26 protein-coding genes and 1 other RNA gene are annotated in these 25,248 nt (G+C 35.4%); 9 read left to right on the top strand and 18 right to left on the bottom strand.

The window, feature by feature from the left end; all coding sequences use genetic code 11:
• Nucleotides 1–82 precede the first annotated feature (82 nt).
• Nucleotides 83–634 carry a DUF1572 family protein gene (locus ACIEHO_RS08260; protein ID WP_406971082.1) on the top strand — a complete coding sequence of 184 codons (552 nt, stop codon included), beginning with the start codon at nt 83–85 and terminating at the stop codon, nt 632–634.
• Nucleotides 635–701: 67 nt separating this feature from the next.
• Here the strand turns inward: ACIEHO_RS08260 and ACIEHO_RS08265 are convergent, their stop codons facing one another.
• Nucleotides 702–1,628: a nuclear transport factor 2 family protein gene (locus ACIEHO_RS08265; protein WP_406970555.1), complete on the bottom strand. Its 927-nt coding sequence runs from the start codon at nt 1,626–1,628 to the stop codon at nt 702–704.
• A 99-nt stretch (nt 1,629–1,727) separates the two neighbouring features.
• Complete coding sequence (locus ACIEHO_RS08270) at nt 1,728–3,014, bottom strand: NAD(P)/FAD-dependent oxidoreductase (RefSeq protein WP_406970557.1); 1,287 nt, start codon at nt 3,012–3,014, stop codon at nt 1,728–1,730.
• 106 nt (nt 3,015–3,120) lie between these two features.
• On the opposite strand from ACIEHO_RS08270, the gene lpdA reads away from it, so the two are divergent.
• Together lpdA and ACIEHO_RS08280 are read left to right on the top strand one after the other, a co-directional pair.
• Nucleotides 3,121–4,497 (top strand): dihydrolipoyl dehydrogenase, encoded by a 1,377-nt coding sequence (lpdA, locus tag ACIEHO_RS08275; RefSeq protein ID WP_406970559.1) that lies wholly within the window; start codon nt 3,121–3,123, stop codon nt 4,495–4,497.
• 65 nt (nt 4,498–4,562) lie between these two features.
• Nucleotides 4,563–5,045: a hypothetical protein gene (locus ACIEHO_RS08280; protein WP_406970561.1), complete on the top strand. Its 483-nt coding sequence runs from the start codon at nt 4,563–4,565 to the stop codon at nt 5,043–5,045.
• Between the two features lie 5 nt (nt 5,046–5,050).
• Here ACIEHO_RS08280 and aroQ read toward each other — a convergent pair whose 3' ends face one another.
• The 3 genes from aroQ to ACIEHO_RS08295 all read right to left on the bottom strand — a co-directional run bounded on the left by aroQ (nt 5,051) and on the right by ACIEHO_RS08295 (nt 6,890).
• A complete protein-coding gene (aroQ, locus tag ACIEHO_RS08285) occupies nt 5,051–5,467 on the bottom strand; it encodes a type II 3-dehydroquinate dehydratase (protein ID WP_406970563.1) in 417 nt (138 codons plus the stop codon).
• Between the two features lie 76 nt (nt 5,468–5,543).
• Complete coding sequence (locus ACIEHO_RS08290) at nt 5,544–6,149, bottom strand: porin family protein (RefSeq protein WP_406970565.1); 606 nt, start codon at nt 6,147–6,149, stop codon at nt 5,544–5,546.
• 234 nt (nt 6,150–6,383) lie between these two features.
• Complete coding sequence (locus ACIEHO_RS08295) at nt 6,384–6,890, bottom strand: porin family protein (protein WP_406970567.1); 507 nt, start codon at nt 6,888–6,890, stop codon at nt 6,384–6,386.
• Between the two features lie 222 nt (nt 6,891–7,112).
• Here ACIEHO_RS08295 and xerA point away from each other — a divergent pair, with 222 nt between their 5' ends.
• Nucleotides 7,113–8,024, top strand: a complete 912-nt coding sequence (gene xerA / locus ACIEHO_RS08300) for a site-specific tyrosine recombinase/integron integrase (protein WP_406970569.1) — start codon at nt 7,113–7,115, stop codon at nt 8,022–8,024.
• A gap of 75 nt (nt 8,025–8,099) precedes the next feature.
• Here xerA and rny read toward each other — a convergent pair whose 3' ends face one another.
• The 4 genes from rny to ACIEHO_RS08320 all read right to left on the bottom strand — a co-directional run bounded on the left by rny (nt 8,100) and on the right by ACIEHO_RS08320 (nt 10,513).
• Nucleotides 8,100–9,674, bottom strand: coding sequence for a ribonuclease Y (gene rny, locus ACIEHO_RS08305; protein ID WP_406970571.1), 1,575 nt, complete (start codon nt 9,672–9,674; stop codon nt 8,100–8,102).
• A 58-nt stretch (nt 9,675–9,732) separates the two neighbouring features.
• Nucleotides 9,733–9,860: non-coding RNA, 6S RNA (ssrS, locus tag ACIEHO_RS08310), on the bottom strand.
• A 53-nt stretch (nt 9,861–9,913) separates the two neighbouring features.
• Nucleotides 9,914–10,207: a cell division protein ZapA gene (locus tag ACIEHO_RS08315; RefSeq protein WP_406970573.1), complete on the bottom strand. Its 294-nt coding sequence runs from the start codon at nt 10,205–10,207 to the stop codon at nt 9,914–9,916.
• A gap of 15 nt (nt 10,208–10,222) precedes the next feature.
• Nucleotides 10,223–10,513 (bottom strand): hypothetical protein, encoded by a 291-nt coding sequence (locus ACIEHO_RS08320; RefSeq protein ID WP_406970575.1) that lies wholly within the window; start codon nt 10,511–10,513, stop codon nt 10,223–10,225.
• A gap of 176 nt (nt 10,514–10,689) precedes the next feature.
• On the opposite strand from ACIEHO_RS08320, the gene ACIEHO_RS08325 reads away from it, so the two are divergent.
• Together ACIEHO_RS08325 and ACIEHO_RS08330 are read left to right on the top strand one after the other, a co-directional pair.
• A complete protein-coding gene (locus tag ACIEHO_RS08325) occupies nt 10,690–12,375 on the top strand; it encodes a M23 family metallopeptidase (protein WP_406970577.1) in 1,686 nt (561 codons plus the stop codon).
• Between the two features lie 14 nt (nt 12,376–12,389).
• Nucleotides 12,390–14,852, top strand: a complete 2,463-nt coding sequence (locus ACIEHO_RS08330) for a TonB-dependent receptor (protein WP_406970579.1) — start codon at nt 12,390–12,392, stop codon at nt 14,850–14,852.
• Nucleotides 14,853–14,854: 2 nt separating this feature from the next.
• Here the strand turns inward: ACIEHO_RS08330 and ACIEHO_RS08335 are convergent, their stop codons facing one another.
• Complete coding sequence (locus ACIEHO_RS08335; RefSeq protein WP_406970580.1) at nt 14,855–15,997, bottom strand: cysteine desulfurase family protein; 1,143 nt, start codon at nt 15,995–15,997, stop codon at nt 14,855–14,857.
• A 141-nt stretch (nt 15,998–16,138) separates the two neighbouring features.
• On the opposite strand from ACIEHO_RS08335, the gene ACIEHO_RS08340 reads away from it, so the two are divergent.
• The gene (locus tag ACIEHO_RS08340) at nt 16,139–17,059 is read left to right on the top strand and encodes a hypothetical protein (protein ID WP_406970582.1); all 921 of its coding nucleotides are present in this window, start codon (nt 16,139–16,141) and stop codon (nt 17,057–17,059) included.
• On the opposite strand, the gene ACIEHO_RS08345 is transcribed toward ACIEHO_RS08340, so the two are convergent.
• The 3 genes from ACIEHO_RS08345 to ACIEHO_RS08355 are packed head-to-tail and all read right to left on the bottom strand — an operon-like array spanning nt 17,056 to nt 17,815.
• On the bottom strand, nt 17,056–17,346 hold the full coding sequence (locus ACIEHO_RS08345) for a Smr/MutS family protein (protein WP_406970584.1): 291 nt from the start codon (nt 17,344–17,346) through the stop codon (nt 17,056–17,058). The genes ACIEHO_RS08340 and ACIEHO_RS08345 overlap by 4 nt on opposite strands.
• A 20-nt stretch (nt 17,347–17,366) precedes the next feature.
• Complete coding sequence (locus ACIEHO_RS08350; protein WP_406970586.1) at nt 17,367–17,618, bottom strand: hypothetical protein; 252 nt, start codon at nt 17,616–17,618, stop codon at nt 17,367–17,369.
• A 5-nt stretch (nt 17,619–17,623) separates the two neighbouring features.
• The gene (locus ACIEHO_RS08355) at nt 17,624–17,815 is read right to left on the bottom strand and encodes a hypothetical protein (protein ID WP_406970588.1); all 192 of its coding nucleotides are present in this window, start codon (nt 17,813–17,815) and stop codon (nt 17,624–17,626) included.
• Between the two features lie 348 nt (nt 17,816–18,163).
• Between ACIEHO_RS08355 and ACIEHO_RS08360 the strand changes: the two genes are divergently transcribed.
• Nucleotides 18,164–18,439 (top strand): DUF2752 domain-containing protein, encoded by a 276-nt coding sequence (locus ACIEHO_RS08360; protein ID WP_406970590.1) that lies wholly within the window; start codon nt 18,164–18,166, stop codon nt 18,437–18,439.
• Between the two features lie 9 nt (nt 18,440–18,448).
• Nucleotides 18,449–18,775: a CCC motif membrane protein gene (locus ACIEHO_RS08365; RefSeq protein WP_406970592.1), complete on the top strand. Its 327-nt coding sequence runs from the start codon at nt 18,449–18,451 to the stop codon at nt 18,773–18,775.
• A 348-nt stretch (nt 18,776–19,123) separates the two neighbouring features.
• Here ACIEHO_RS08365 and ACIEHO_RS08370 read toward each other — a convergent pair whose 3' ends face one another.
• From ACIEHO_RS08370 to ACIEHO_RS08390, 5 genes are all read right to left on the bottom strand, one after another.
• A complete protein-coding gene (locus ACIEHO_RS08370; RefSeq protein ID WP_406970594.1) occupies nt 19,124–20,263 on the bottom strand; it encodes a T9SS type A sorting domain-containing protein in 1,140 nt (379 codons plus the stop codon).
• A 304-nt stretch (nt 20,264–20,567) separates the two neighbouring features.
• On the bottom strand, nt 20,568–22,064 hold the full coding sequence (locus ACIEHO_RS08375) for an FGGY family carbohydrate kinase (protein ID WP_406970596.1): 1,497 nt from the start codon (nt 22,062–22,064) through the stop codon (nt 20,568–20,570).
• 25 nt (nt 22,065–22,089) lie between these two features.
• Nucleotides 22,090–23,061, bottom strand: coding sequence for an ABC transporter permease (locus tag ACIEHO_RS08380; RefSeq protein WP_406970598.1), 972 nt, complete (start codon nt 23,059–23,061; stop codon nt 22,090–22,092).
• A gap of 33 nt (nt 23,062–23,094) precedes the next feature.
• Nucleotides 23,095–24,618, bottom strand: coding sequence for a sugar ABC transporter ATP-binding protein (locus tag ACIEHO_RS08385; protein WP_406970600.1), 1,524 nt, complete (start codon nt 24,616–24,618; stop codon nt 23,095–23,097).
• A 3-nt stretch (nt 24,619–24,621) separates the two neighbouring features.
• Nucleotides 24,622–25,245, bottom strand: coding sequence for a DUF2291 family protein (locus ACIEHO_RS08390; protein WP_406970602.1), 624 nt, complete (start codon nt 25,243–25,245; stop codon nt 24,622–24,624).
• Between the last annotated feature and the right edge of the window lie 3 nt (nt 25,246–25,248).

Raw genomic sequence — 25,248 nt, forward strand, 5'->3', positions numbered from 1 at the left:
ACAATGTTACCATTGTTCAGCTTTAATTTATAAATTTAATCCTTTAATAATCTGTATCGGTTATTTAGGACTAGACAGTACTATGAACAGCTATCTATCAAGTATTTTAAAACAATTTGAATATTATAAAAGTCTTGGCGATAAAACTTTTAGTCAACTATCTTTTGATGAAATGCAATGGCAAGCTAATGAAGACTCCAACAGTATTTCAATTCTTGTAAAACATATGGTAGGAAACATGTTGAGTAGATGGACCAATTTTTTAACTGAAGATGGCGAAAAACCCTGGAGAAATCGTGATGATGAATTTATTGGTAGCTTTCAAACAAAAGAAGAACTAATCGCTGCTTGGGAAAGTGGTTGGCGTTGCCTTTTCAAAGCTATTAGGCCTTTAATAGTAAAAGATTTAGAACATATTATCTATATAAGAAATGGCGGACATACGGTTCTTGAAGCCATTAACAGGCAACTGGCTCATTATGCTTATCATGTGGGGCAAATTGTATTTTTAGGCAAACTTTTAAAAGGCGCTGATTGGGTGTCATTATCCATTCCTAAAGGGGATTCTACAAAATTTAACAAGGAAAAATTCAACCAAGAAAAAAGCAAGCGTCATTTTACAGATGATTTGTAATATTCTTAATATTAGTAAAAACAAAAAAAGCCTTCAAATTTGAAGGCTTTTTGATTTTTATCAAATTCTATTTAGCATCCAAAGCCTTTGTGCTGATATAAGAAATCCCTCTTTCAATCATCCCTTCATCATTAAAATCGTGGGTGTACATGGCCGGTATTGTAAATTTCTTTTTATCAGACTTTCTGATTAGTTTAAAATTCCACCATGATTGAACGGTATAGTTGTCTCCAATCTCATAGTGCAATAAATCGGGGTATCCTACTACATCAATACTCTCAATAGTGTATTTTTCTAAGAATTTTTTATTGCGCTCCTTAAGCTCTTCCAAATTTATGCTTTGCCCAACAGGCATTTCAAGTCCCGTAAAACTAGCGTCATTAGCCATAAAACCATAAGCTTTTTCCATGTCATTATATTCAAAAGCAGCAAACATTCTACGTACTTTATTTATGTATTCATGCTCATTGTATATGGTTCCATTAGATCGTGGAGATAAGGCAGCTCTGATATCATTTCCTATTGGATAATTATAATTAAGGGCTAACTCGATTTTATTATCATCATTTAAGCGATACAAATTATGGACGGGCATTTCTATTTTAATGCCAGTTTTATCATGAACCCCTTTTAAATAATTCCATGTTTGCACCCAGATTTTACCATCTTTATATTCAATGGCATCAGGGTAAGCCTCACCATGTCGTGTTAAACTAGTGTATGACACCCATTCCTTTCTGCTTTCTACCCATTTTAAAAAACTTTCCTTGTCTGATCCTTTTGAATCTTTATCCATAGTTGTTCCACTATAGGATTTAAAATCATCAGCTAAAAAACCAGCTACTTTTTCGGCATCACCCGCTACGTCTGCTTGCTGCATAGCTTCTACCGCTGTAATTGCAGGATGCTCAATATAAACGGTTCCGTTTTTTTTCTTTTGGGAATACATGACGACAGATAGCATCATCATGGCAATAGTGACATGTTTTTTCATTGTTAAAAAATTTGATTAGTTAATTAATATTTTAAATGTAACTAAAATAACTGAATAACAACGGCTTATATCACTTTAATCTTACAAAGTTAAGGCAACTTATTTTTTCTTCAACTTCTTCTTAAACGGTCTGATAATTAATCTTGCTTCTCTATCAAAACGCACATAATTATATACCCAGTTTACAAAAACCACCATACGGTTTCTAAATCCTATTAAAAAGAAAAGGTGAACAAACATCCAAACATACCAAGCAAAAACGCCTTGAAACTTAAATCTTTTTAGATCTACAACGGCTTTGTTTCTTCCTATTGTAGCCATGGTTCCTTTGTCTTTATATTTAAAGGGTTGCATGGGTTGCTCTTCAATAAATTTTAACATATTGTCACCCAGCTGATCGCCTTGCTGAATAGCTGGTTGTGCCATCATTGGCAAACCATTAGGAAATTCTTCGGTTACCATACAAGCTATATCACCAATGGCAAAAACATGGTCATAGCCTTTTACTTGGTTAAACTCGTTAACCAAAATTCTATTGCCTGTAGTAATAAAATCTGCCGCATCCAATCCTTTTATAGTAGCTCCTTTTACTCCGGCCGCCCATACAACGGTGGCAGACTCGAACACTAAATCTGTATTTGTAGTTACAATTTTACCGTCATAATTAGTTACTCGAACATTTTTCCAAATATTTACACCTAGTTTTTCCAAAAAGTCTTCGGCCTTTTGAGATGCCTTATCACTCATACCCTTCAGAATACAATCACCGGATTGGATAATATGAATTTGCGCCGAGCGTGTATCCAAGTCAGGGTAGTCTTTCGGCAGAATACCTTTTTTAATTTCAGCCAAAGCACCTGCAAGCTCCACACCGGTAGGACCTCCTCCCACAATAACAAAGTTCATAAGGGCATTGCGTTCATTTAAATCGGAAGTTAACAAAGCTTCTTCAAAATTTTCAAGTATTAAACTTCGTAAATTCAAAGATTGTGGCACTGTTTTCATGGCCATGCTGTACTTTTCTATTTCAGCATTACCAAAATAATTTGTAGTAGATCCCGAAGCAACCACCAAATAATCAAATTTTAGTTTGCCTATATCTGTAATTACTTTATTTTTTTTTGTGTTTATCTCTTCAACGTTGGCCAGTCTAAAGAAAAAATTAGGAAAGTCCTTTAAAATCTTTCTTATGGGATAAGCTATAGAATCGGGCTCTAAACCACCAGTAGACACTTGATATAATAAGGGTTGAAATGTATGGTAGTTGTGTTTATCCAGCAGAACTACCTGCACTTCTTGCTTCGATAATTTTTTCGCGAGTGCAACACCAGCAAAACCTCCTCCAATAATAACAATTCGTGGGTAACTTGTTCTTGGTATATTCATAAATTGATACTTGCAGCACAAAGGTAGCATAAAGATGCAAATTTAAGCAGCTCTAAATTCTTTATTAGAAATCGATTTCGTAAATTCGTAGCCTAAAATTAAACACATGAGTAAATACGATATTATTGTTCTGGGAAGTGGTCCTGGTGGTTATGTTACGGCCATTAGAGCATCGCAATTAGGTTTTAAAACCGCTGTTATTGAAAAAGAAAACCTTGGTGGTGTTTGTTTAAATTGGGGATGTATTCCGACAAAAGCACTTTTAAAATCAGCCCAAGTTTTTGAATATCTGAAACATGCAGAAGATTATGGCTTAAACGTAAAAGACGCAAAACACGATTTTGATGCCGTTGTAAAGCGTAGCCGTGGTGTTGCCGATGGTATGAGTAAGGGCGTTCAGTTTTTAATGAAAAAGAACAAAATAGACGTTATTGAAGGGTATGGAAAGTTAAAACCCGGTAAGAAAGTTGATGTTGATGGAACTGAATATAGTGCCGATAATATAATTATTGCCACTGGTGCTCGCAGTCGTGAATTACCAAGTTTACCACAAGACGGTAAAAAAGTAATTGGTTACCGTGAAGCCATGAGCTTGAAAAAACAACCGAAAAAGATGATTGTGGTTGGCTCTGGAGCCATTGGTGTTGAGTTTGCATATTTCTATAGCTCTATGGGTACTGAAGTAACCATAGTTGAATTTTTGCCAAATGTAGTACCTGTTGAGGACGAAGATGTTTCTAAACAATTAGAACGCTCCTTCAAAAAAAATGGAATAGACATTATGACTTCAGCTGAAGTTACCAGTGTTGACACCTCAGGAAAAGGCGTAAAAGCTACTGTAAAAACCAAAAAAGGTGAAGAAGTTCTTGAAGCTGATATTATTTTAAGTGCTGTAGGTATTAAAACCAATATAGAAAATATAGGATTAGAAGATGTTGGTATTGTTGTTGACAGAGATAAAATTATTGTTAACGATTACTACCAAACTAACATACCTGGGTATTACGCCATTGGCGATGTTACTCCAGGACAAGCTTTGGCTCATGTTGCATCTGCAGAAGGTATTTTATGTGTTGAAAAATTAGCAGGCCATAATGTTGAACCTATAGATTACGGAAATATTCCAGGGTGTACATATTGTACTCCAGAAATTGCCAGTGTCGGGTTAACCGAAAAACAAGCCAAAGAGAAAGGAATTGATATAAAAGTTGGAAAGTTCCCGTTCTCTGCATCAGGTAAAGCTAGCGCTGGTGGAAACAAAGAAGGTTTCGTAAAAGTTATTTTTGATGCCAAATATGGTGAGTGGTTAGGTTGCCATATGATTGGTGCCGGTGTAACCGATATGATTGCCGAAGCCGTTTTAGGAAGAAAACTTGAAACGACGGGCCATGAAGTACTTAAAACGATTCACCCTCATCCAACAATGAGTGAAGCCGTAATGGAAGCTGTAGCTGCCGCTTACGATGAAGTGATTCATATATAAATTAGTATCTATTTATAAAAAAATGCAACTCTTTTTGGGTTGCATTTTTTATTTGTCTTTTCGCCATGAAACAATATTTACCTCTAGTAGTCCTATTTACACTCAGTTTAAACGTATATAGTCAAAAAAAAGGTGTCATAAAAGCTGATTTTTCTGGTGTTCCAGAATACAATTTTTATCAGTTAGGCTATGAATTTAATATTCAAAACAATAATTCAATTGAAATTGGATTAGGCTACGGATCAGAACCCGATATAAACCTTTTCGGAATGAGCATTCAATCTCGATACTATCTTAACCAAACTGCTCCCGAAGGATTTCATTTAGGACCTAGGGTTTTAGCTATTTACGCTCAGTCGAAAGAAACATCCTGGTATAATGGCAAACCAAATGCTTTTGGTTTCGAGCTAGATGGTATTTTAGGTCATCAATTTATAATAAGTAACTCGATTACGTTAGACCCTTATATTGGGGGTGGCGTAGCATTAGTAGACAATCAGGCCGTTGGTGGTTTTATTTGGGGCATTACGCTTGGCGTATGCTTTTAGTACGTCTATAAATAACTTTGAATCGCCAACTCATAGCTCTGCAATCCAAAACCTAAAATAACCCCTTTGGCATTAGGGGATATATACGATTGGTGCCTAAACTCTTCCCTGCCAAAAGTATTTGAAATATGGACCTCCACAACAGGAGTTTCGATACCTTTTATAGCGTCACCAATACCTATTGAAGTATGCGTATAGGCTCCTGCATTTAATATAACACCATCGTAACTAAAACCTACTTCGTGCAATTTATCAATAAGTTCACCTTCAATATTCGATTGGTAATAACTTAACTCTACCTTAGGATATTTATCTTTTATTTGATCAAAAAACTCAGTAAACGTTAAACTGCCATAAATATTTGGTTCGCGCTTACCCAACAAATTTAAATTAGGCCCGTTGATGATGATGATTTTTTTCATGGAGTAAATATATAAAATAAAGAATAAAAAAACCGAAGCGAAAGCTTCGGTTCAAGTATAATGTTTATTGTTTTACCTAAGGCATAAAAATAACACCAATATTAAAAGCCGAGGTGGCATTTGTAAGAGTAAAATCGGCATCGATAATATTGATAAAACCGTTGTAACCCTGATATTGAATATAAAACTGAGTATCATTAGAAACATCAAACTTATAACCAATACCAACGCCTAGACCTATATCGAAAGTACTGTCTAATTGATCTTTAATATCAAATTCACCATCTGGCGTATCGGCCTTAGCACTTGCTAAAACCCCTAGGGTAGGTCCAAAATTGAGAAACCAATTTCTAGATGACCCAAAATGCCAATTAACGTGAACCGGCAGTGCGATATAATTTAATTTATCAATATAGTCGTTACCTCCCTGTGTAAGCTTGGTTCCTTTTGAATCATACAAAAGTCCTGTACGCAAACTCCATCGGTCATTAAAATAATATTCTCCCAACACACCAACATTAAAAGCTGTTCTTGTCTTGTTACTCAAATCTTCATTACTATAATAATTCGATAAGTTTAGCCCCAATTGAGGCGCCAAGGTAAAATCTCCTGAATCGTTTTGTGCATTAACACCTGTAATTGCAAAAACAGATAAAATCGTAAGCAGTACTAGTATTTTCATAATCATTAAAATGTTTAGTTTAAAATTATGACAAATAAAAGCTATTTTTAAGACAAACGCTACAGAACAATCGGTCAATTTAGTAATTTGTTTAAGCTCAAATTTTAACTGAACTAAGAATCAACGAAATACAAATAAAAACTTCGCCGAAATAAATTACTAAGCATCAATAACGCACTAAAAAAGGGAAGCAAAAGCTTCCCTTTCATATTAATTCTTGTTAAATCAGGAATACTAAAACCTATATCCTACTCCTACGAACAAACCACTTAGTTTAACTGAATATCCACTTGGCGCATCTTCAATTAGGTTAGCTAGCCCCAAGTTGTATCTTGCTTCAATAAAAAATTCTTCAGAAATATCATAAGATGCACCAGCCTCAAGACCATAATTTAAAGAGCTCATTCCATCCTCAGAATCGAGCATAATTCCTAAAGTTGGACCCGCTAGAATATTGAATTCTTCAGAAATAGGAAATTTGGCCATCAATGGAATGTGGATTTGATCAAGGTCTTCTATTGAAACATAAAGCACCTCTGGTTGAAAGTTAAAAGATTCAGAAACTTCTATTTCCGCAAAAGCACCAATATAAAAACCTGTTTCAGAAACTGAGACACTAAACCCGTCTCCCTTAGTTTTAGCTGAAGCAAAATCAGCTCCCGCTTTAACTCCAAAACTTTGTGCATTAACACCTCCAATTGCGAATACCGCAAAAATTGACAATAAAAATAGTTTTTTCATAATATATAATGTTTTTAGTTTGATTATAACAAATTAACATTATTTTTTTGACAAAAACTATCGCACATACCTAGTTATTAACAATTATATTAACAAAATAAATTAAAATACTCATATTCAAGTACTTTAAAACATAATTATTAACAATATCGAATAAAAATACGTAGAAACACGTATAGTGTTCCATAGATATATTAGCTTAATTTCTTTATTTTTACCTTGATGAAATGGGAAAACGCATTAAAAGATTATCAATTATATTTAAAGATAGAGCGTGGACTGTCCCCTAATTCCATTGATAATTATTCACTCGACGTTAAGAAGTTAATTTCGTTTTTAGAAGACACTAATACCTTTTTATCCCCAGCTAATATAACAACAGGAGTTGTCCAAAAATTTATTTATGAAACTGCTAAAACTGTTAATGCTCGGTCTCAATCACGTTTAATTTCAGGGCTACGGAGCTTCTTTGATTATATGGTTTTTGAGGATTATAGAAAGGACAATCCTTTAGAATTAATTGAATCACCTAAGATTGGAAGAAAACTACCTGATACATTATCTGAAAAAGAAGTAGATTCTATTATTGGGGCCATTGACCTTTTAGCAGAATACAACAATGTAAGAATAGGAGAACGCAACCGGGCCATATTAGAAACACTATATGGATGTGGGCTGCGAGTTAGCGAACTTATAAATCTTAAAATTTCCGACCTCTTTTTTGAAGAAGGTTTTATTAAAGTTACAGGTAAAGGTGACAAGCAACGTTTTGTCCCGATTGTAGATTTAACCCAAAGGTATATCAATATCTATAAAAATGAAGTCAGACCCAAAATAAACGTTCAAGCCGGCTATGAAGACACCTTATTTTTAAACCATAGAGGCAAGCAACTTACTCGGGCGATGGTATTTACAATAATTAAAAAACTCGCTGAAAAAATTGGATTAAAAAAGAACATTTCACCTCATACTTTTAGACATTCTTTTGCTACCCACTTATTACAAAATAACGCCGATTTACGCTCCATCCAATTGATGCTTGGCCATGAAAGCATTACCACGACTGAAATTTATGTTCATCTGGATAAAAGCCATTTAACGGAGGTTGTTGAAAAATTTCACCCTAGAAAGTAACTACTAACCTATTTTCTGAACAAAAAAAATCCAGCGTTATGCTGGATTTTTTTTACTTATTATTTTTAAAATATTTTATTTAGCAATATTAACCGCCCTAGTTTCCCTGATTACCGTTACTTTAACCTGCCCAGGATAGGTCATATCCGTTTGTACCTTTTGCGAAATATTAAATGACAGATCTGCTGCTTTTTGATCATCGACTTTTTCACTCTCAACAATTACACGTAGTTCGCGTCCAGCTTGAATAGCATAGGCCTTTTTTACACCGTTAAACCCAAAAGCAATATCCTCTAAATCCTTTAAACGCTGAATGTAACTATCTAAAACTTGACGGCGTGCCCCTGGTCTAGCCCCCGAAATAGCATCACAAACCTGGATAATTGGTGCTAAAAGTGATTTCATTTCTACTTCATCGTGGTGAGCACCAATGGCATTGCAAACTTCGGGTTTTTCTCCGTGCTTTTCAGCCCATTGCATACCTAAAATAGCGTGTGGTGTTTCCATATCGGTTTCGGCATCTGGCACTTTACCAATATCATGCAACAGTCCTGCGCGCTTAGCCAACTTCGGGTTCAATCCTAATTCTGCCGCCATGACTCCACATAATTTCGCTACTTCACGCGAGTGCTGCAACAAATTCTGTCCATAAGACGAACGGTATTTCATCCTACCCACCATTTTAATGAGCTCTGGGTTTAGGTTATGAATACCCAAGTCAATTACGGTTCGTTTACCTACTTCAATAATTTCTTGATCAATTTGTTTCTTGGTCTTTTTAACAATTTCTTCAATACGTGCCGGATGAATTCTACCGTCAGTAACTAATTTATGCAGAGACAACCTCGCTACCTCTCTCCTAACAGAATCAAAGCAAGATAATATGATGGCTTCGGGCGTATCGTCAACTATAATCTCAACTCCTGTAGCCGCCTCAATGGCACGTATATTACGTCCTTCTCTACCTATAATACGTCCCTTAACGTCATCAGATTCTATGTTAAATACAGATACGCAGTTATCAACCGCTTCTTCCGTCCCTATACGTTGAATGGTGTTTATAATAATTTTCTTGGCATCTTGTTCCGCAGTCAGCTTAGCTTCCTCCATGGCGCTTTGAATATAAGACATGGCGTCATTCTTAGCTTCCCCTTTTAAGGACTCCACCAATTGTTCTTTGGCTTCTTCTGCTGAAAGGCTCGAAATAACCTCCAATTGCTGCACTTGACTTTTATGCAATTTATCAAGCTCATCTTGCTTTTTATCAAGCACATCTAACCTATGATTGTAATCTTTGATTTTAGACTCTAGATTTTCGTTAAGCTTACTGGTTTTTGAAAGTTCACTCGAAACTTGAGACTCTTTATCGCGTGTACGCTTTATAGCATCGTCCATTTTTTTGTTGCGCGATAAAATAACTTTTTCATGCTCAGATTTAAGTTCTATAAACTTTTCTTTTGCCTGAAGTATTTTGTCTTTCTTAATGCTTTCGCCTTCGCTTTTGGCTTCTTTAAGTATTAAAGCCGCACTTTTTTTTGCTTCCTTTATTAATTTTGAAGCGTTACTTTTTTCCAACATTCTGGCTATTACAAAGCCAATTATTAGTCCTAAAATAACACCACCCACTACAAATATAATTGAGTTGTCCATCGTTGTTTAGTTAATTTACATATATAAAAAAAGCCTACACCGGTATAAAGTTTTGTATAAACTCCTTAAAAACAAGTTTAGGGCTAACAAGCTGATCAAGGATCTGCTAGGCACCGAAACTAAGTCAGTACATGCAGCCTGCTTTTACAACTTAAACTCACCCTTTTTAAAGAATTAACGTTGAGTTTATCAAAAAAAATAACCAATGTAGGCAGTAACCTTTTTTATTTTAAAGAACGTTAAGAGACCATATGCGAATCAAGCAATTCATTTAGAGCATTTAATTTACTTTCTACATGCTCGTTTACATTTGCTTTATCGATGGATTTCTGTTCTACTTGAGACGCAAACTGCAAGGCACACATCGCCAATACATCTTGTTTATCTTGAACAGAATAACTTTGCTCAAACTGTTTAATCATAGCTTCAATGTTTTTAGCCGCTTTGCGCAATCCTTCTTCTTGACTAGGGTCAATGGTTAAAGGATAAACTCTGTTGGCTATAGATAGCTTTATTTTAAGCTTTTCTGACATTGATTTTACTTAACATTAATCAGACAATTGAGCAATACAATGGTCAATATCCCTAATTAATGCATTTATTTTAAGCTTAGTTTCTCTTTTATTATCGTCACTACCAAGTATCGTATTTGCCATTTTTAGGGCTTCATACTTTTCCTCCCAATTAGCGATGTGCTTTTTTTGGGCCTGAATCTCTTGCTTTGAAACCTCTAATTCTTCAGTTAATTTCACATTAGCAAGCTTTAAAAGCTCTAATTTGTGTAATACTTTGCTAATCTTGTTTTCTAAAGAATCGACAATATTCTCAATATTACTCATTTACAAATTTCAATACTTATCTCACAAAGTTAACATACCTAACCATAAATAACAATTGTTTTTTCATAAAATTTTAAAAATAGAAATTGCCCTACTTTCATAAAACCATGGCTTGATTTTTGTTTAATTCTTTGCGTTTTAACATCTAATTGATATTTTAGCACCAACACTTACTTATGCGTTTTTTACCAATACTTTTTTTAGTTATTTCGATAGCCTCAAGAGCCCAAAATAATTATCCACAAGATTATTTTAGCAGCCCTTTGGAAATCCCCTTAATACTCTCAGGCACTTTTGCCGAACTACGGTCTAACCACTTCCATTCGGGGTTGGACATTAAAACACAACAGCGAAGAGGCTTAAAAGTTAAGGCCTCAGCCAATGGGTTTGTAAGCCGAATTAAGGTATCGCATTATGGCTACGGAAAAGCACTTTATATCACGCACCCTAATGGTTACACAACGGTTTATGCACACCTGCAAAAATTTTCACCAGACATTGAGGCTTACGTAAAAAAGCAGCAATACAACAAGGAATCTTACGAAATAGAATTGTTTCCGGCGGTAGGTGTACTGGCCGTAGCAAAAGACAGCTTAGTTGCCTATAGCGGAAACTCGGGAGGATCTGGGGGCCCACACTTGCATTTTGAAATTCGAGATAAACAAGAGCGCCCCATGAACCCCCTGCTTTTTGGAATTGACATTAAAGACACCTCCTTCCCTATCGTAAAATCGCTTTACGCCTATACTTTAGATAGAAATTCCTTTATAAACAAATCTCAAAGTAAACAGAGATTACGTTTAACACCTTTAAAAAACGGCGATTATATTGCGGAAAATATTGAAGCCATAGGAAACATTGGTTTTGGCATTGAAACCATTGACCGTCAGGATTACGCAGCCAATTCAAACGGGGTTTACAACATTCAAACTTTCGTTAATGGGAGCAGCACATTCGAACTAGATTTCAAACGCTTTTCTTTCAGTGAGACCAAGCATCTCAATGAGTTGATTGACTATGAGCATTATTCAACCAAAAAAGAACGTATTCAGAAGCTTTTCAAAGAAAATAATCCGCTCAGCATTATTAAACCTAGGGTTAACGACGGTATGCTTTCTATTCAAGATAGCACTCAATCAGTTTATAAAATTAGAGTTTCCGATTTTAAAAATAACGAGTCTTGGGTTACCGTGCAGGTTAAAGGCACTAAAAACAGTACTGCTGAACCAGAAAAACCTCAAGTAACACCATATTATCTTAAATCCAATCAAACCACAAATTTAAAGCAGGGTGGCGTAAAGGTCGATTTTTACAAAGACACTTTTTATAAAGATTTTTATATTGACTTTGAGGTGAAAAACGATACTTTAAAACTTCATGAAGATATCATGGCCTGTCAAAAGAATTTTTCTATAAGTTTTGATGTGAGCAAATATTCCAAAGAGGACATTGAAAAACTATACATAGCCCGTCTTGTTGGCTATAGCCAATACCCTTCGTACACTCACACCAAAAGAAAAGGAAACCTACTAACGGCAAGCACTAAAAAACTGGGCACTTACACCCTTGCAACCGACAGTATAAAACCAACTATATCATCTTCAAATTTCAAAGATGGGCAATGGATGAGCAATTACCGCTACCTAAAAATCAAAATTGATGACGAAGGCTCGGGCATTTCAAATTATAGGGCCGCGGTTAACGGAAAGTGGATTTTAATGGAATACGATTACAAAACCAAAATCCTAACGCACGATTTTAATGACGGCATAATAACTGACACCAAAAACAATTTAAAAGTAATTGTTACCGATAATGTTGGAAATAATTCTACTTTTGAAGCGTTATTTTACCGTAAATAAACTTTTTACATCTCTTGAAGGCAAAACTTTTACTAACCACGGGTTTACTTTTTTCTTTAATTACCATTGGGTTTTCGCAAACTGCCACCATTAGGGGTGTGATTTTAGACGAAAACAAGCAGCCCATTGAAAACGTTAACATTAAAACGACCAAAGACAGTGGTACCGAAACCAATAAAAATGGGTTTTACACCATCGATATCCCCATTAACCAAGACGTAACGTTAAGATTCTCCCATATTTCACATAAAAAAATTGAAAGTACATTCAATTTAAAAAATGGTGAAGTTTACGAATTCAATCCAGTAATGAGTAGATCAGTAGAGCAAATAGCTACTGTTGTGGTAAGCAGCAACCGAAGGAAAGAAGTTGAAGGTATTGTCACCCTAAAACCTGAAGCCATAAGAAAAATACCGGGTGCGAACGCCGGCGTTGAAAATTTGTTGATGACGCTTCCTGGCGTAAGTAACAACAATGAGTTAAGTACGCAATACTCGGTACGAGGGGGGAATTATGATGAAAACCTCGTTTATGTAAACGGTATTGAGGTATATCGGCCGTTTTTAATTCGTTCTGGGCAGCAGGAAGGATTAAGTTTTGTGAACACAAATTTGGTTCAAAATGTCGATTTTTCAGCGGGTGGTTTTCAGGCCAAGTACGGCGACAAATTATCTTCTGTTTTAGACATTACTTATAAAAATCCTTATCAGTTTGAAGTGGATGCTGATATAAGCTTACTCGGCGGAAGCCTTTCTGTGGAAAACATCAGTAAAGACTCAAAATTATCCGGAATAGTTGGTCTTCGTTACAGAGACAACAGTTTATTGGTTAACGCAAAAGAAACCGAAACCAATTTTCAACCTTCCTTTACAGATGCCCAAGCCTATTTTACGTATAAGTTCACAAACAAATTCCATTTAAGCTTTTTAGGAAATGCTTCGCTGAACAAATACGAATACCAGCCGCAAACACGCCAAACCAATTTTGGTACATTGGCAGACCCGGTTGCGCTAGTCGTATTTTACGAAGGCCAGGAAAAAGACCGTTACCAAACCTTATTTGGCGCTTTTAAAGGATCTTATTTTGCGAACGACGATTTAACCCTTCATTTAATTGCATCTTCATACCACACCACTGAAGAAGAGTACTTTGATATTTTTGCTCAATACAGATTGGGCGAAGTAAACAACAATATTGGTGATGAAAATTTAGGTGAAGTAGAATTCAGCGAAGGCATAGGCAGCCAATTAACACACGGAAGAAACGATTTAGACGCACTAATCACCAACATAGAACATAAAGGCGATTTCAAAATAGAAGATAATCGTATTGAATGGTCTGTAAAATATACCAATGAAAATATCCGTGACCGATTGGTTGAATGGGAAGTAATTGATTCAGCCGGGTTTTCGTTACGACCACCAAAAACCTCCACCAACGAGCAGCCCTACGTGCCTTTTACAGGACCTTTGGAGCCATACAATAATGTGAGGGCTACCAACAATACCACAATAAATCGTTTTCAGGCTTATGCCCAGTGGAGCAAGCGTAGCGTTTTAGGAAGCAGCGAAGTTTGGTACAATGCGGGGGTTAGAGCCCATAATTGGTCTGTTAGTGGTGATGGCGTTTCATCGTCTTCACAAGTAGTGGTTAGTCCCCGGGCGCAATTCGCTATTAAACCCAACTGGGAAAAGGACATGCTTTTTAGGGTGGCTTCAGGACTGTATTATCAACCACCATTTTATCGCGAACTCCGAGATGCCGATGGTGTGATTCAATCTGATGTTAAAGCACAAAAATCTTTTCATTTGGTTTTAGGAAATGATTACAGTTTTAAAATGTGGGACAGACCTTTTAAGTTAACTTCTGAAGTTTATTATAAAAACCTAAGCGACGTTAACCCATATACGCTTGAAAATGTTCGTATTCGTTATCGTGCTAACAACAGTGCCAAGGCTTATGCATACGGATTGGATATGCGACTGAATGGAGAATTTGTTCCTGGAACCGAATCGTGGTTTAGTTTTGGATTTTTAAAAACCGAAGAAAATATCAACAACCAAGGCTATATTTCTCGTCCAACAGATCAACGTTTAAAATTTGCAGCACTGTTTCAAGATTATGTACCTAATGTTCCAAGCTTGAAAATGTATTTGAATCTGGTTTATAATACAGGCTTACCAGGAGGTTCACCAAGTTATGCAGATTCATATATTTATCAAAACAGATTACCGGACTACAAGCGTGCCGATTTAGGTTTACAATTTGTTTTGGTTGATGCAAAAAAACAATTCAACCGTGGTTGGAAAAAACCATTTAAGGAATTATCGTTTGGTTTTGAAATATTCAATATGTTTGATGTACAAAACTCCATTACCAATACTTGGGTACGTGATGTAGATACTAAACGCCAATATGCGATACCTAACTACTTAACACCTCGGGTGTTTAATGTGAGAACGACGATGAAGTTTTAAAGCTATTCAATAAACTCTTTTAAAACCTCAATAACATAATCTATCTCTTCTTTTGTATTATAAATACTGAAAGAAAAACGAATGGAAGGTTTCTGCAAATCTTCATCATTTAAAATTTCGGTCAAAACATGCGAGTTTTGTGCACTCCCACTCTGGCAGGCACTTCCTTTGGAGCAAGCAATCCCTTTTAAATCTAATTGAAATAACAACATCGCTGCTTTTTTAGACGATACAGGCAAACACACATTTACAATCGTATAGGTGCTTTTTTCGAGGCTTGGAGATTGACCGTTAAACGATATACCCGGTATTTCGGATTGAATCTTAGCAATAAAATATTTTTTTAAATCAACAACGAACTGCATTTCATGTTCCAGATTTTCATACGCCATTTCTAGCGCTAAGTCCATCCCTAAAATATTGTGCACGCTTTCGGTTCCTGCGCGCATGCCTCGCTCCTGCTCCCCGCCAAAAATCATCGGTTTTAAACCTGTATTTTTTCTAATAAAGACAAAACCAACACCTTTTGGTCCATGAAATTTATGTGCCGAAGCTGCCAAAAAATCTACTGGAATTTCATTTAAATCTAAATGATAATGCCCCACAGACTGTACGGCATCCGTATGTAACAACGCATTGTTGTCTTTACATAAATTGGCAGCACGTTTTAAATCTAAAATATTACCAATCTCATTGTTAACATGCATTAGGCTCACCAAAGTCATTTCATTGCTTTGTAACAAAGATTCTAAATAGGTAAAATCAATATCACCTTTGTCATTAAGTTTTACATAACTCACTTTAATGTTATAGTCAACCTCTAATTGCTGAACAGTATGCAAAACAGCATGGTGTTCTATCTTCGAAGTAATAATATGTTGAACTCCTAAATCTTTAACAGTACTTTTAAGCACTAAATTATCGGCCTCGGTACCGCCAGAAGTAAAAATAATTTCACTAGCCGTTACGTTAAAATATGCAGCAATGGTCTTTCTTGCTTTTTCAATTAAAACTTTTGATGACCTTCCGAAACTATGTGAAGATGAAGGGTTTCCGTAGTTTATATTCATGACTTCTAACATTTTATCTACCACTTCACCTCGCATGGCTGTTGTTGCCGCATTATCAAAATATACTTCTTTCATATTATTTTATCATCACAACCTAGAACAATTTAAAACTAAAATTGCACCTTTGAAACATCAAAAATACTTGAAATAAAATTATTATCAATACACTGCGTTATAAATAACAATTCTATTATTTTTGCCTAAAACCCAAAGCCCATGCGTAAGTTATTATTCGCCTTTATAACCTTAAGCTTATTGCCTCTTAACTCTTGTGATGATGGCGATGTTATTACCGTTGAATTGGATTTTGACAACACTTTTCAAGTTTGCGAAAGTGGTGATGATTTAGTCTTTTACAAAACTAAAAATGATCCTTCTGAATCTTTATCTTTAAAAGTTACAAATCTAACCTTAGAAGACATCTTAGAAGTTGACGAAAACGGCTTATACGAGAACACAATTACTTTAAGTGATGCTAACCCTTTTAATTACAGGACCTATAGTAACACTACTCTTCCAACAGATTTGTTTTGCAATGCTGTGCCTAATTCTGATGTTAAACTAAATGACGATATTGAAGCTAACAGCGGAAATGCTGATTTAAAGACCTCTTTAATTGAAGACGATAATGATGGAATCCCTGCAGAATTGGAAGATATTAATAATGACGGTGATTTAGAAAACGACGATACAGATGGTGATGGCTTACCTAATTATATTGATGCCGACGATGATGGTGACAATGTCTTAACCAAAGACGAAAAGCCGGACCCTGACAACAACGGTATTTTTGACGATGCACAGGATACTGATGCTGATGGCATTCCAGACTATTTAGACGATGATGATGACGGTGACGGCACCTTAACCCGTGATGAAGAAAACGAGTCGCAAGACCAAAATCCGGGCAACGATATTACAAATAGTGAGGTTGGCGCAGATTATTTAAACCCAGATGTTTTGAGTAAAGTTCCAGCAACCGAGTATAGGGAACACACGATATCACAAACTTATGGGGTTACCATGATTATTTCGAATTTTGACCTTACCCTTTTGTCGTTAGATGTTTTCAACTTTGGTAATTTAAAGAACAGTGCATTATCAACCAGCCGAAAAGTAACTCCAGAATTTAATTAGCGGTTTTTAGCATTTTGCAAAATATATACTTCAGTGGCTCCTAAACCGTATTTTTGATAATTGGCATCGTAAAATTTCACGTTACCGTATCGACCAAATAAATACTCCAGTTCCAATTTTAAAACACCTTCACCTACGCCATGTATAAAGACCACTTTTTGAATTCTATTGGCTATTGCAAACTCTAATTTATGTCTAGCCGTGTCTAACTGAAGCGTTAGCATATCATGATTGGTCATTCCGCGTGTAGATTTCACCAATTGATTAATATGCAAATCAACCTCCATAGGCGGAGTATATCGTTCTTTTATTTTCTTTTTGGGCTGATGTTTATTTTTTTTTGTTCTTTTTCCGAAATCACCGAATTGATATTGGAATGTGAAAACAACTGAGATTTTAAAGATTCCTTGGCTTTCTTTTTTACTAATTCGTGGCTTTCAAAATTCAACAAAAAACCCTCATCTGTTTCAATGGTGACCGAATTACCATTAATAGCTTTCACTCTCCCTGAAAGAGCTTCATCTAAAACCAAAACAAAATCTCCTGCTTTTAACGACATTATTGTTAATCTTCAGAATTATCAGAATCATTTTCTTCACTATTTCTACTGGGAATGGTTTTTGAAATCCTATAAACCCCAATCATTAGTAGCACAATACCAAGTATTAATACCGTTTGATTTTGTTTGGCTCCAGCTTTGGCATAAATAGCAACAAAGGCTCCGATAATGATTAAAATATAGTTTAAGTATTTCATTTAAGTTGTAAAATAATGAGCTGCAAATTACATTAAATTTAGTATTTAGACCGTCTATTTTTATCAATATTACAAATCAAGATTAATTCAAATAAAGTTGTCATTAAAATCTTCAGATTATTTAATATTTCCTTAATTCAAATATTATACAATTTGTAAAAATCAATTAAACTAGACAATTCTATTTGCAACCAAAAAATCAAGTTCGGTCAACGACCTAATTACTATCGAAACATAGAATCAACATTTTTACTAAAAATACAGTGTTAATTAGCTTTAACCGACAAGCTATTTTTTACGTTTATTTTTCTTTTTAGTAATTTAGCTGAAACAAAATTTTACCACTTCATGGAAAAGTATATGCTGCCCTGCCTCAACAAAAAACTTTTTGGTATTGAATGTTTGGGTTGTGGCTTACAACGTGCTGTGGCTCTAGTTTTTCAGGGTGAATTTATGGCTGCTTTTAAAATGTACCCCGCAGTATATAGCTTAATTATATTTGTTTTCTGTATCGGTGTAAATATTTTCTTTAAATTTAATCACTCCAACAAGGTTATTGGTGGGCTTGCCATAATTTCCGTTACTACAATTGTGGTAAGTTATATTGTTAAACTAATCATTTAAAAAACAAATATGGAACAACAAAAACTCAACCCAACGCTTGTTTACGTTTTAGCTATAGTTGGCCTTTTTTGCTGCTGTTTTGGTGGTGCTGGTGCCATCCTTTCAGGTATAGCATTCTTTATTGCACATAGTAAATTGAATGCTGTAAAGTTAAATCCTGAAAATTATGAAACTTCCAGTGTAAAAGCTATGAATACAGCTAAAACTTTAGCTTTGGTAATTTTAATTATTAACATCCTTTACCTTATTTACACGATTTATCAAATTTCCATCGTCGGATGGGACCAGTTAATGCAACAATCTCAAGAGATGATGGAACAAATTCAAAATCAATAAAACAAAATATTTCAAGCTAATGAAAAAGGCGACCTATCAGGTCGCCTTTTTTGTTTTTGAATAAGATGATAACATGAGATAATTAAAGCCAATAAACACCTTTAACAATCGGAAACCAGGGTTTAGGAGTAACAACACAAAACTTTAGAATTAAGTTGGTAATCTTATATTTAGAACTTAAAATACATAGACATATCACCCCACCTTCGAACTCTTCATTGAATCCAATATTTTTTACATTTTCCTAATAGACCACCCTAACACATAAAAAACCTCTTGGCGTATACCAAGAGGTTTTTTTATTATTACTTAATTTTCACAATCCTTTGTATGGACTGGTTTAGCTTTTTATCTAGTAACGAATTTTACTGATTTTTGTCCTTCAACTGTTTTAACAGTTGCAATCCAAAGTCCTGTTTTGAATTCGAAGTTTGTATCAACATCAGTTTTTAATGATTTAACCAATGCACCAGTAATACTGTAAATGTTAATTTCAGCGCTAGATGTTACGTTAGAAACATAAACTCTATTACCGATAGCTTTAATACCAGTTGAAACAGGAGAAGCTATCTCGTCAACATCTAGTAATGCCTCAAGATCACCACTTATATCTGTATCACTGATATAAACTCTATAAACTCTAATTTTACCTCCCCTATTAATAAGACTGTATTGTCCAGCATCTACAGCCTGAAACTTCATTACTCTAAAAGACTCGTCTCCTGAATCTGGGTTATCGATTGGACCATTTGGATCACCAGTTCCTGCTCCAATATCAACTACATCAACTGGTGTGCCAGTACCTTCATATAAGAACTGAAAATAACCAGTACTAAATCCTAAAGTTCCGTCGCCCTCAATGTCTGTATATTGGCCTGCCCCCATAACATAAACATACTGTCCGGCTGTTAATTGCATTTGGAAACCTCTTCCTCCTTGTCTATTATATCTTTTTTCTCCAGGAGTTGTGTATTGCAAACAACCTTTAAAATCATCAAGGTTTACATCATCAAGCATCTCTGTTCTTTCATCATAACGCGTAATGTCATTTCTTACCGTGTAAATACGGTCACTGTTACTATCTCTTTTAAAGATAAAATCTGTAGCACCATCTAAATCTGGTAAGTTTGTAGGTTTGGTAAAATCACTGCCTCCACTTAACAATGTTCCTCCTGGATCTGATGCAGACCCTTTAGAGGTAACCTGAAAATTAACCCCAGCATAATTAGCATTAAATGTTGTAGCATAAATAAGCGGTGCACTCTGTCCACTCTCATTAACATACCCTTCGTTCGGGGTATAAACTTGATCTTCGTAAGTTAACTCAATTTGGCGATTATAATTTGCAAATGCATTTAAATACTGCAAGGGCATCATGTTATCGTAACCGGCACCTAATTCTTTCGCTCCAAAATCCCAATACTTTACTTGTGCGCTAAGCGCTACCGCAAAAAAGAATAATGGCATAAATAGTAATTTTTTTTTCATTTTTAAATAGTTTTTTAGTCGTTAAAAATTAATTTTTTATTCATTTATTATAGAGCAATATCGCGAAATATAATTTCATTCACGTTTATTTTTGAACGATGGTCAATTTTGTAATTTTTTTATTAAAAAAACTAACCAAAACTGCACTATATTAAAGCATTTTTGACTTATTAAATTACAACTTTTTTTTGTACTTAAGCCAACAATAAAAGACTTATTCGCTAAAATTCATGTTTTACCGATATCCGAATACATCAATTTCATATTATCAGTCTAGTTTTTACCTAAATAATAACAAAATTATTTACTTTGTTTTGGTTTTTAAAATATTTTGCCAACCAATATAAGATTTATTCACCTCTGCGCTTTCTTTGGGATAATAACTTTTTATAATTTCAGAAGACGGTTTAGGAAAGTCCACGAGACTTTTCCAGTGTTTAATACCCAAACCAGCCATTAAAGCCGCGCCCCAAGCAGACACATCGGTAATACCCATATTGGTAATTGGTGTTTTTAATACATCTGAAAGAAACTGCATCAAAAATTCATTAGCCGTAATGCCTCCATTTACTTTTAATTCTTTTAAAGATGAATTGGTTTCTTCTTCTATAGAGTGAATCACATCTTTAATTTGAAAAGCAATAGACTCTAAAGCCGCACGAATCAAATGTTCCTTTTTTGTCCCGAAAGTTAAACCATGAATGGAAGCTTTCCATTCCTTTTGCCAATAAGGAGCCCCCATACCACTAAACGCCGGTATTAGGTACACACCTTCATTATCAGACAATGATGTGGCCATAGGTTCAATTTGGTCGTATGATGTAAATAGCTCTAATTGGTTTTTAAGCCATTCTATAGTGGAACCACAGCTTACAATCACTCCTTCTAGCGCATAATTTATTTGACCATTTATACTCCAACCAATTGTAGTGAGCATACCGTTTTCGGTTTGTTTATCCAATTTTTCAGCATTCCATAATATAGAAGAACCCGTTCCCAATGTGGCTTTTGCCATTCCGTTAGTAAAACATTCTTCACCAAAAAAAGCAGCTTGCGAATCACCAATTATTCCAGTAATGGGAAGCGGTTTGGAAAAAACACCATCAAAGTGAGAATCACCAAAATGGTCTGAAGAAAATGTAACCTCTGGTAAATTAAGATTCTCGAGATTGAAATCCTTTAAAAGCGATTGGTCCCAATCCAAATCATAAATGTTATAAAACAGTGTGCGAGACGCATTAGTGTGGTCTGTTTTATAACTTCTACCCTTGGTTAGTTTGTACAACAACCACGTATCAACCGTTCCAAAATAGGCATTACCTTCGTTAATGGCGTCGTTAACCTTCTGGTTGTTTTCATTCAACCAAATAACTTTTGTGGCTGAAAAGTAAGGGTCTATTGTCAACCCCGTAATGGCGTTTATTTTTGATTCCAGATTATTTTCTTTCAGTCTTTCACAAATAGAATTTGAGCGTTTACACTGCCAAACCACAGCATTTTGCAATGGGTTACCATTGTTATCCCAAAGCACAAAAGTTTCACGCTGATTTGAAATTCCACATGAAATAATATGTTCTTCTTCACCCGGAAATTGTATGCTAAATTCTGAAAGGCATTTTTTAACCGCTTCGATAACACTCTGGTAAATTTCCACAGGATCCTGTTCCACAAAACTAGATTGCGGATAATACGATTTTAAAGGGGCCGTACCTTTAATAACCACTTTTCCTGATTCATCAAAAATTATGGCTTTCGTACCACTAGTCCCTTGATCTATCGATAAAATATACTTTTTTGACATGATTTTTTAATTTAAAATAATGCTTTTAATCTTCGTATGGATGATTTAATCGGTCCATTATTACAGCAATCAAAATCACAAAACCTTTGATGATTTGTTGCCAAAAAGGTGATACATTCAGCAACACCAAACCACTGTTTAATACCCCAATGATCAGTGCGCCTTGTACCGTTCCCATAATGGAACCTCTTCCGCCAGAAAGCGATGTGCCACCAATAACCACTGCCGCAATGGAATCCAGCTCGTAGCTCATTCCTGCATTGGGTTGTGCAGAATCCAATCTTGATGTTAAAATAATACCGCCCACAGCTGCTAAAATACCAGCGATGGCATACACCCAAATTTTTATTTTATTAATATTGATTCCTGATAAGCGCGCTGCACTTTCGTTACCTCCTATGGCATAAATATGTCTACCGAATTTTGTTTTTTTAGTTAAAATTATCGCCAAAACCACTACAACCAGGGTAATCCAAACAGGCATAGGAATACCCAAAAACCACCCGGTTCCAATAAAAGCAAAATTATCGCCTAAACCTGTAATTGGAAAACCACCCGTCCACAGCATAGTTCCTCCTCTGGCAATGGTTAGCATAGCCAATGTGGCTACAAATGGGGGTACTTTAAATTTGGTAATCATCCAACCGTTGAACACTCCCAAACCTCCACCAACAATCAAACTGGCAAGAATGGCTCCAAAAACGGTAAAACCAACAAAAGTGTTTAAAGAAGGTATTTCTAATCCGAATTTCAACAGACCAGCTGCAATAGCACCACTAAACGCCAACATTGAGCCTACCGATAAATCGATACCCTTGGTTAAAATAACCAAAGTCATACCCACAGAAATACAAACATTAATGGAAATTTGTCGGGCTATATTCCAACCATTTTCCATAGTGAAAAACTTATCGGATAAAATGGTCAATGCAATACATAACACTAAAAGCGCTATAACGGATTGAAATTTTACTAAAGTAGATTTTACATCTGTCATTTTTCTTTGTGGTCGTGTTTAGTTGGTTTGTGGTTATAAAGTGGCTGCCTGCATAATGGCTTCTTCATTGGCGTTTTGTTGGTTGAACTCTCCAGATATTTTCGACTCGCTTAATACTAAAATCCTATCTGAAATAGCCATGATTTCAGGCAATTCTGAAGAAACCACGACTATACCCAATCCTTCTTTTGCCAAATTATTAATCAGGTGGTAAATCTCATTTTTGGCATTAACGTCAATTCCCCGAGTAGGTTCATCCAAAAACAAAACTTTTGGTTTTGTGGCCAACCACTTTGCTAGAACAACTTTCTGCTGATTGCCACCACTTAAGTTTTTGGACAATTGCTTTTCTGAGGGCGTTTTTATTTTCAACGCTTCAATATATTTTTTTGAAAGTTCGGCTTCCAACTTGGTGTTTAAAAAGCCGTTTTTAACAACGCTATCGATGGTTGCCATACTCGTGTTTTTGCTGATTTCCATTTGTAAAACTAAGCCATCTTCCTTTCGGTCTTCCGGCACCAAACCGAGTCCGTTTTTGATGGCATCGGTTACCGACTTTATTTTCACTTCTTGATTATCAATAAAAACACGACCGGACATCACTTTAGGATGCAATCCGAATATGGTTTCGAGCAACTCGGTTCTTCCCGCTCCCATTAAACCAAAAATGCCTAAAACTTCACCTTTTTTCAAAGTGAAACTAATATCTTTTATAATGTATTTTAATTTACTGCCCACATTAGGAAGGCTTATGTTTTCAACGGTTAAAATATCTTCACCCAGTTTTACATCGTCCTTTTTGTACATGTTTTTAATGTCGCGCCCCACCATCAAACGGATTAAATCGTCTTTGGTTGCTCCTTTAACATGTTCAATCGTTCCGACTGTTTTTCCGTCACGTAAACCGATAAATCGGTCGGCAATTAAAAACAACTCGTCAAGTTTATGTGAGATATAAAGGATAGAAACATTTTGTTTTTGTAACGAACGAATAATTTTAAAAAGTACTTCGACTTCCGAATCTGAAATCGCCGAAGTCGGTTCGTCCATAATCACCACTTTGGCGTCTTCGAGTAGTGCTTTAGCAATTTCAACGAGTTGCTGTTCGCCTACCCGTAAATCTGAAACTAATGTTTTCGGATGCAAAGCGCAATCTAATCTTTCAAGTAAAGCTTTTGTTTGCTTCAGCATTTCTTTGGAGTCTAGAATTCCGAATGCATTATGGATTTCTCTTCCTAAGAAAATATTTTCGGTAATGCTCAGGTAAGGAATTAAATTAAGCTCCTGGTGCATGATTGCTATACCTTTTTCCATGGCATCTTTCGGGGTAGTAAAACGTACTTCTTCACCATTTAAAAGTAGCGTACCTCCATAATCAGGATGGACGCCCGACAGGATTTTCATTAAGGTTGATTTTCCTGCTCCGTTTTCACCGACAATAACATTTACCTTCCCTGTGTGCACATTTAGATTAACATCATCTAATGCCGTTACGCCACCAAAACGTTTGGTAATGCTTTTCGCCTGAAGTAAAATATTAGGTTGGTGGTTTTCCAAAGTTTAGTTTTTTAAATCAAGAATAAGGGGTATCACTCTTATATCATTCAATTGCGGCTTTTTGGTATTTACTTTTACTGCGCCTTTAAAATAAAGACTGTCATTTTCCTTTACCGCTTTTTTAAAAGGCGGCACAATGGTTTCCCGAACAATGTTATTTAGTTCTACCGAAATATTGTTATAATCCATCGTATTTTGGAAATCGCCAATATCAGCCATTTGCGCACCTTCACGTATGGCGTTTCCAAAAATAAAATCGGTAGCTATTCTTAACTTTATTTTATCATTTTCATGAAGTACGATAAGTACATTTTCTTCCTCAACAGACAAAACGGTAGCATTTCCGTCAATAATAAAATAGTAATCGTTGCTTATGCCCAGTTTATTCCCTTTTGCTTCAGAATAATTTTTCACATTCTCTGAAATCCCATCGAAAAACCGTGAAGCATCTAGAGCCACTAATTCATCAACTTGATTGTTCATAAATGCACTGGCATAATCTTTTGCATTAAAAACGGTTTTGGACTTTTCTGCCTTAACGACATCCAAATCTTTTATATAAATAGAATTGTAAACCGAAATACCAAGAATTAATGCGATGATAAAGTATTTAATTGGCTTTTTCATTCC

This window comes from Flavisericum labens, assembly GCF_045446075.1.
Taxonomy (GTDB): domain Bacteria; phylum Bacteroidota; class Bacteroidia; order Flavobacteriales; family Flavobacteriaceae; genus Flavisericum; species Flavisericum labens.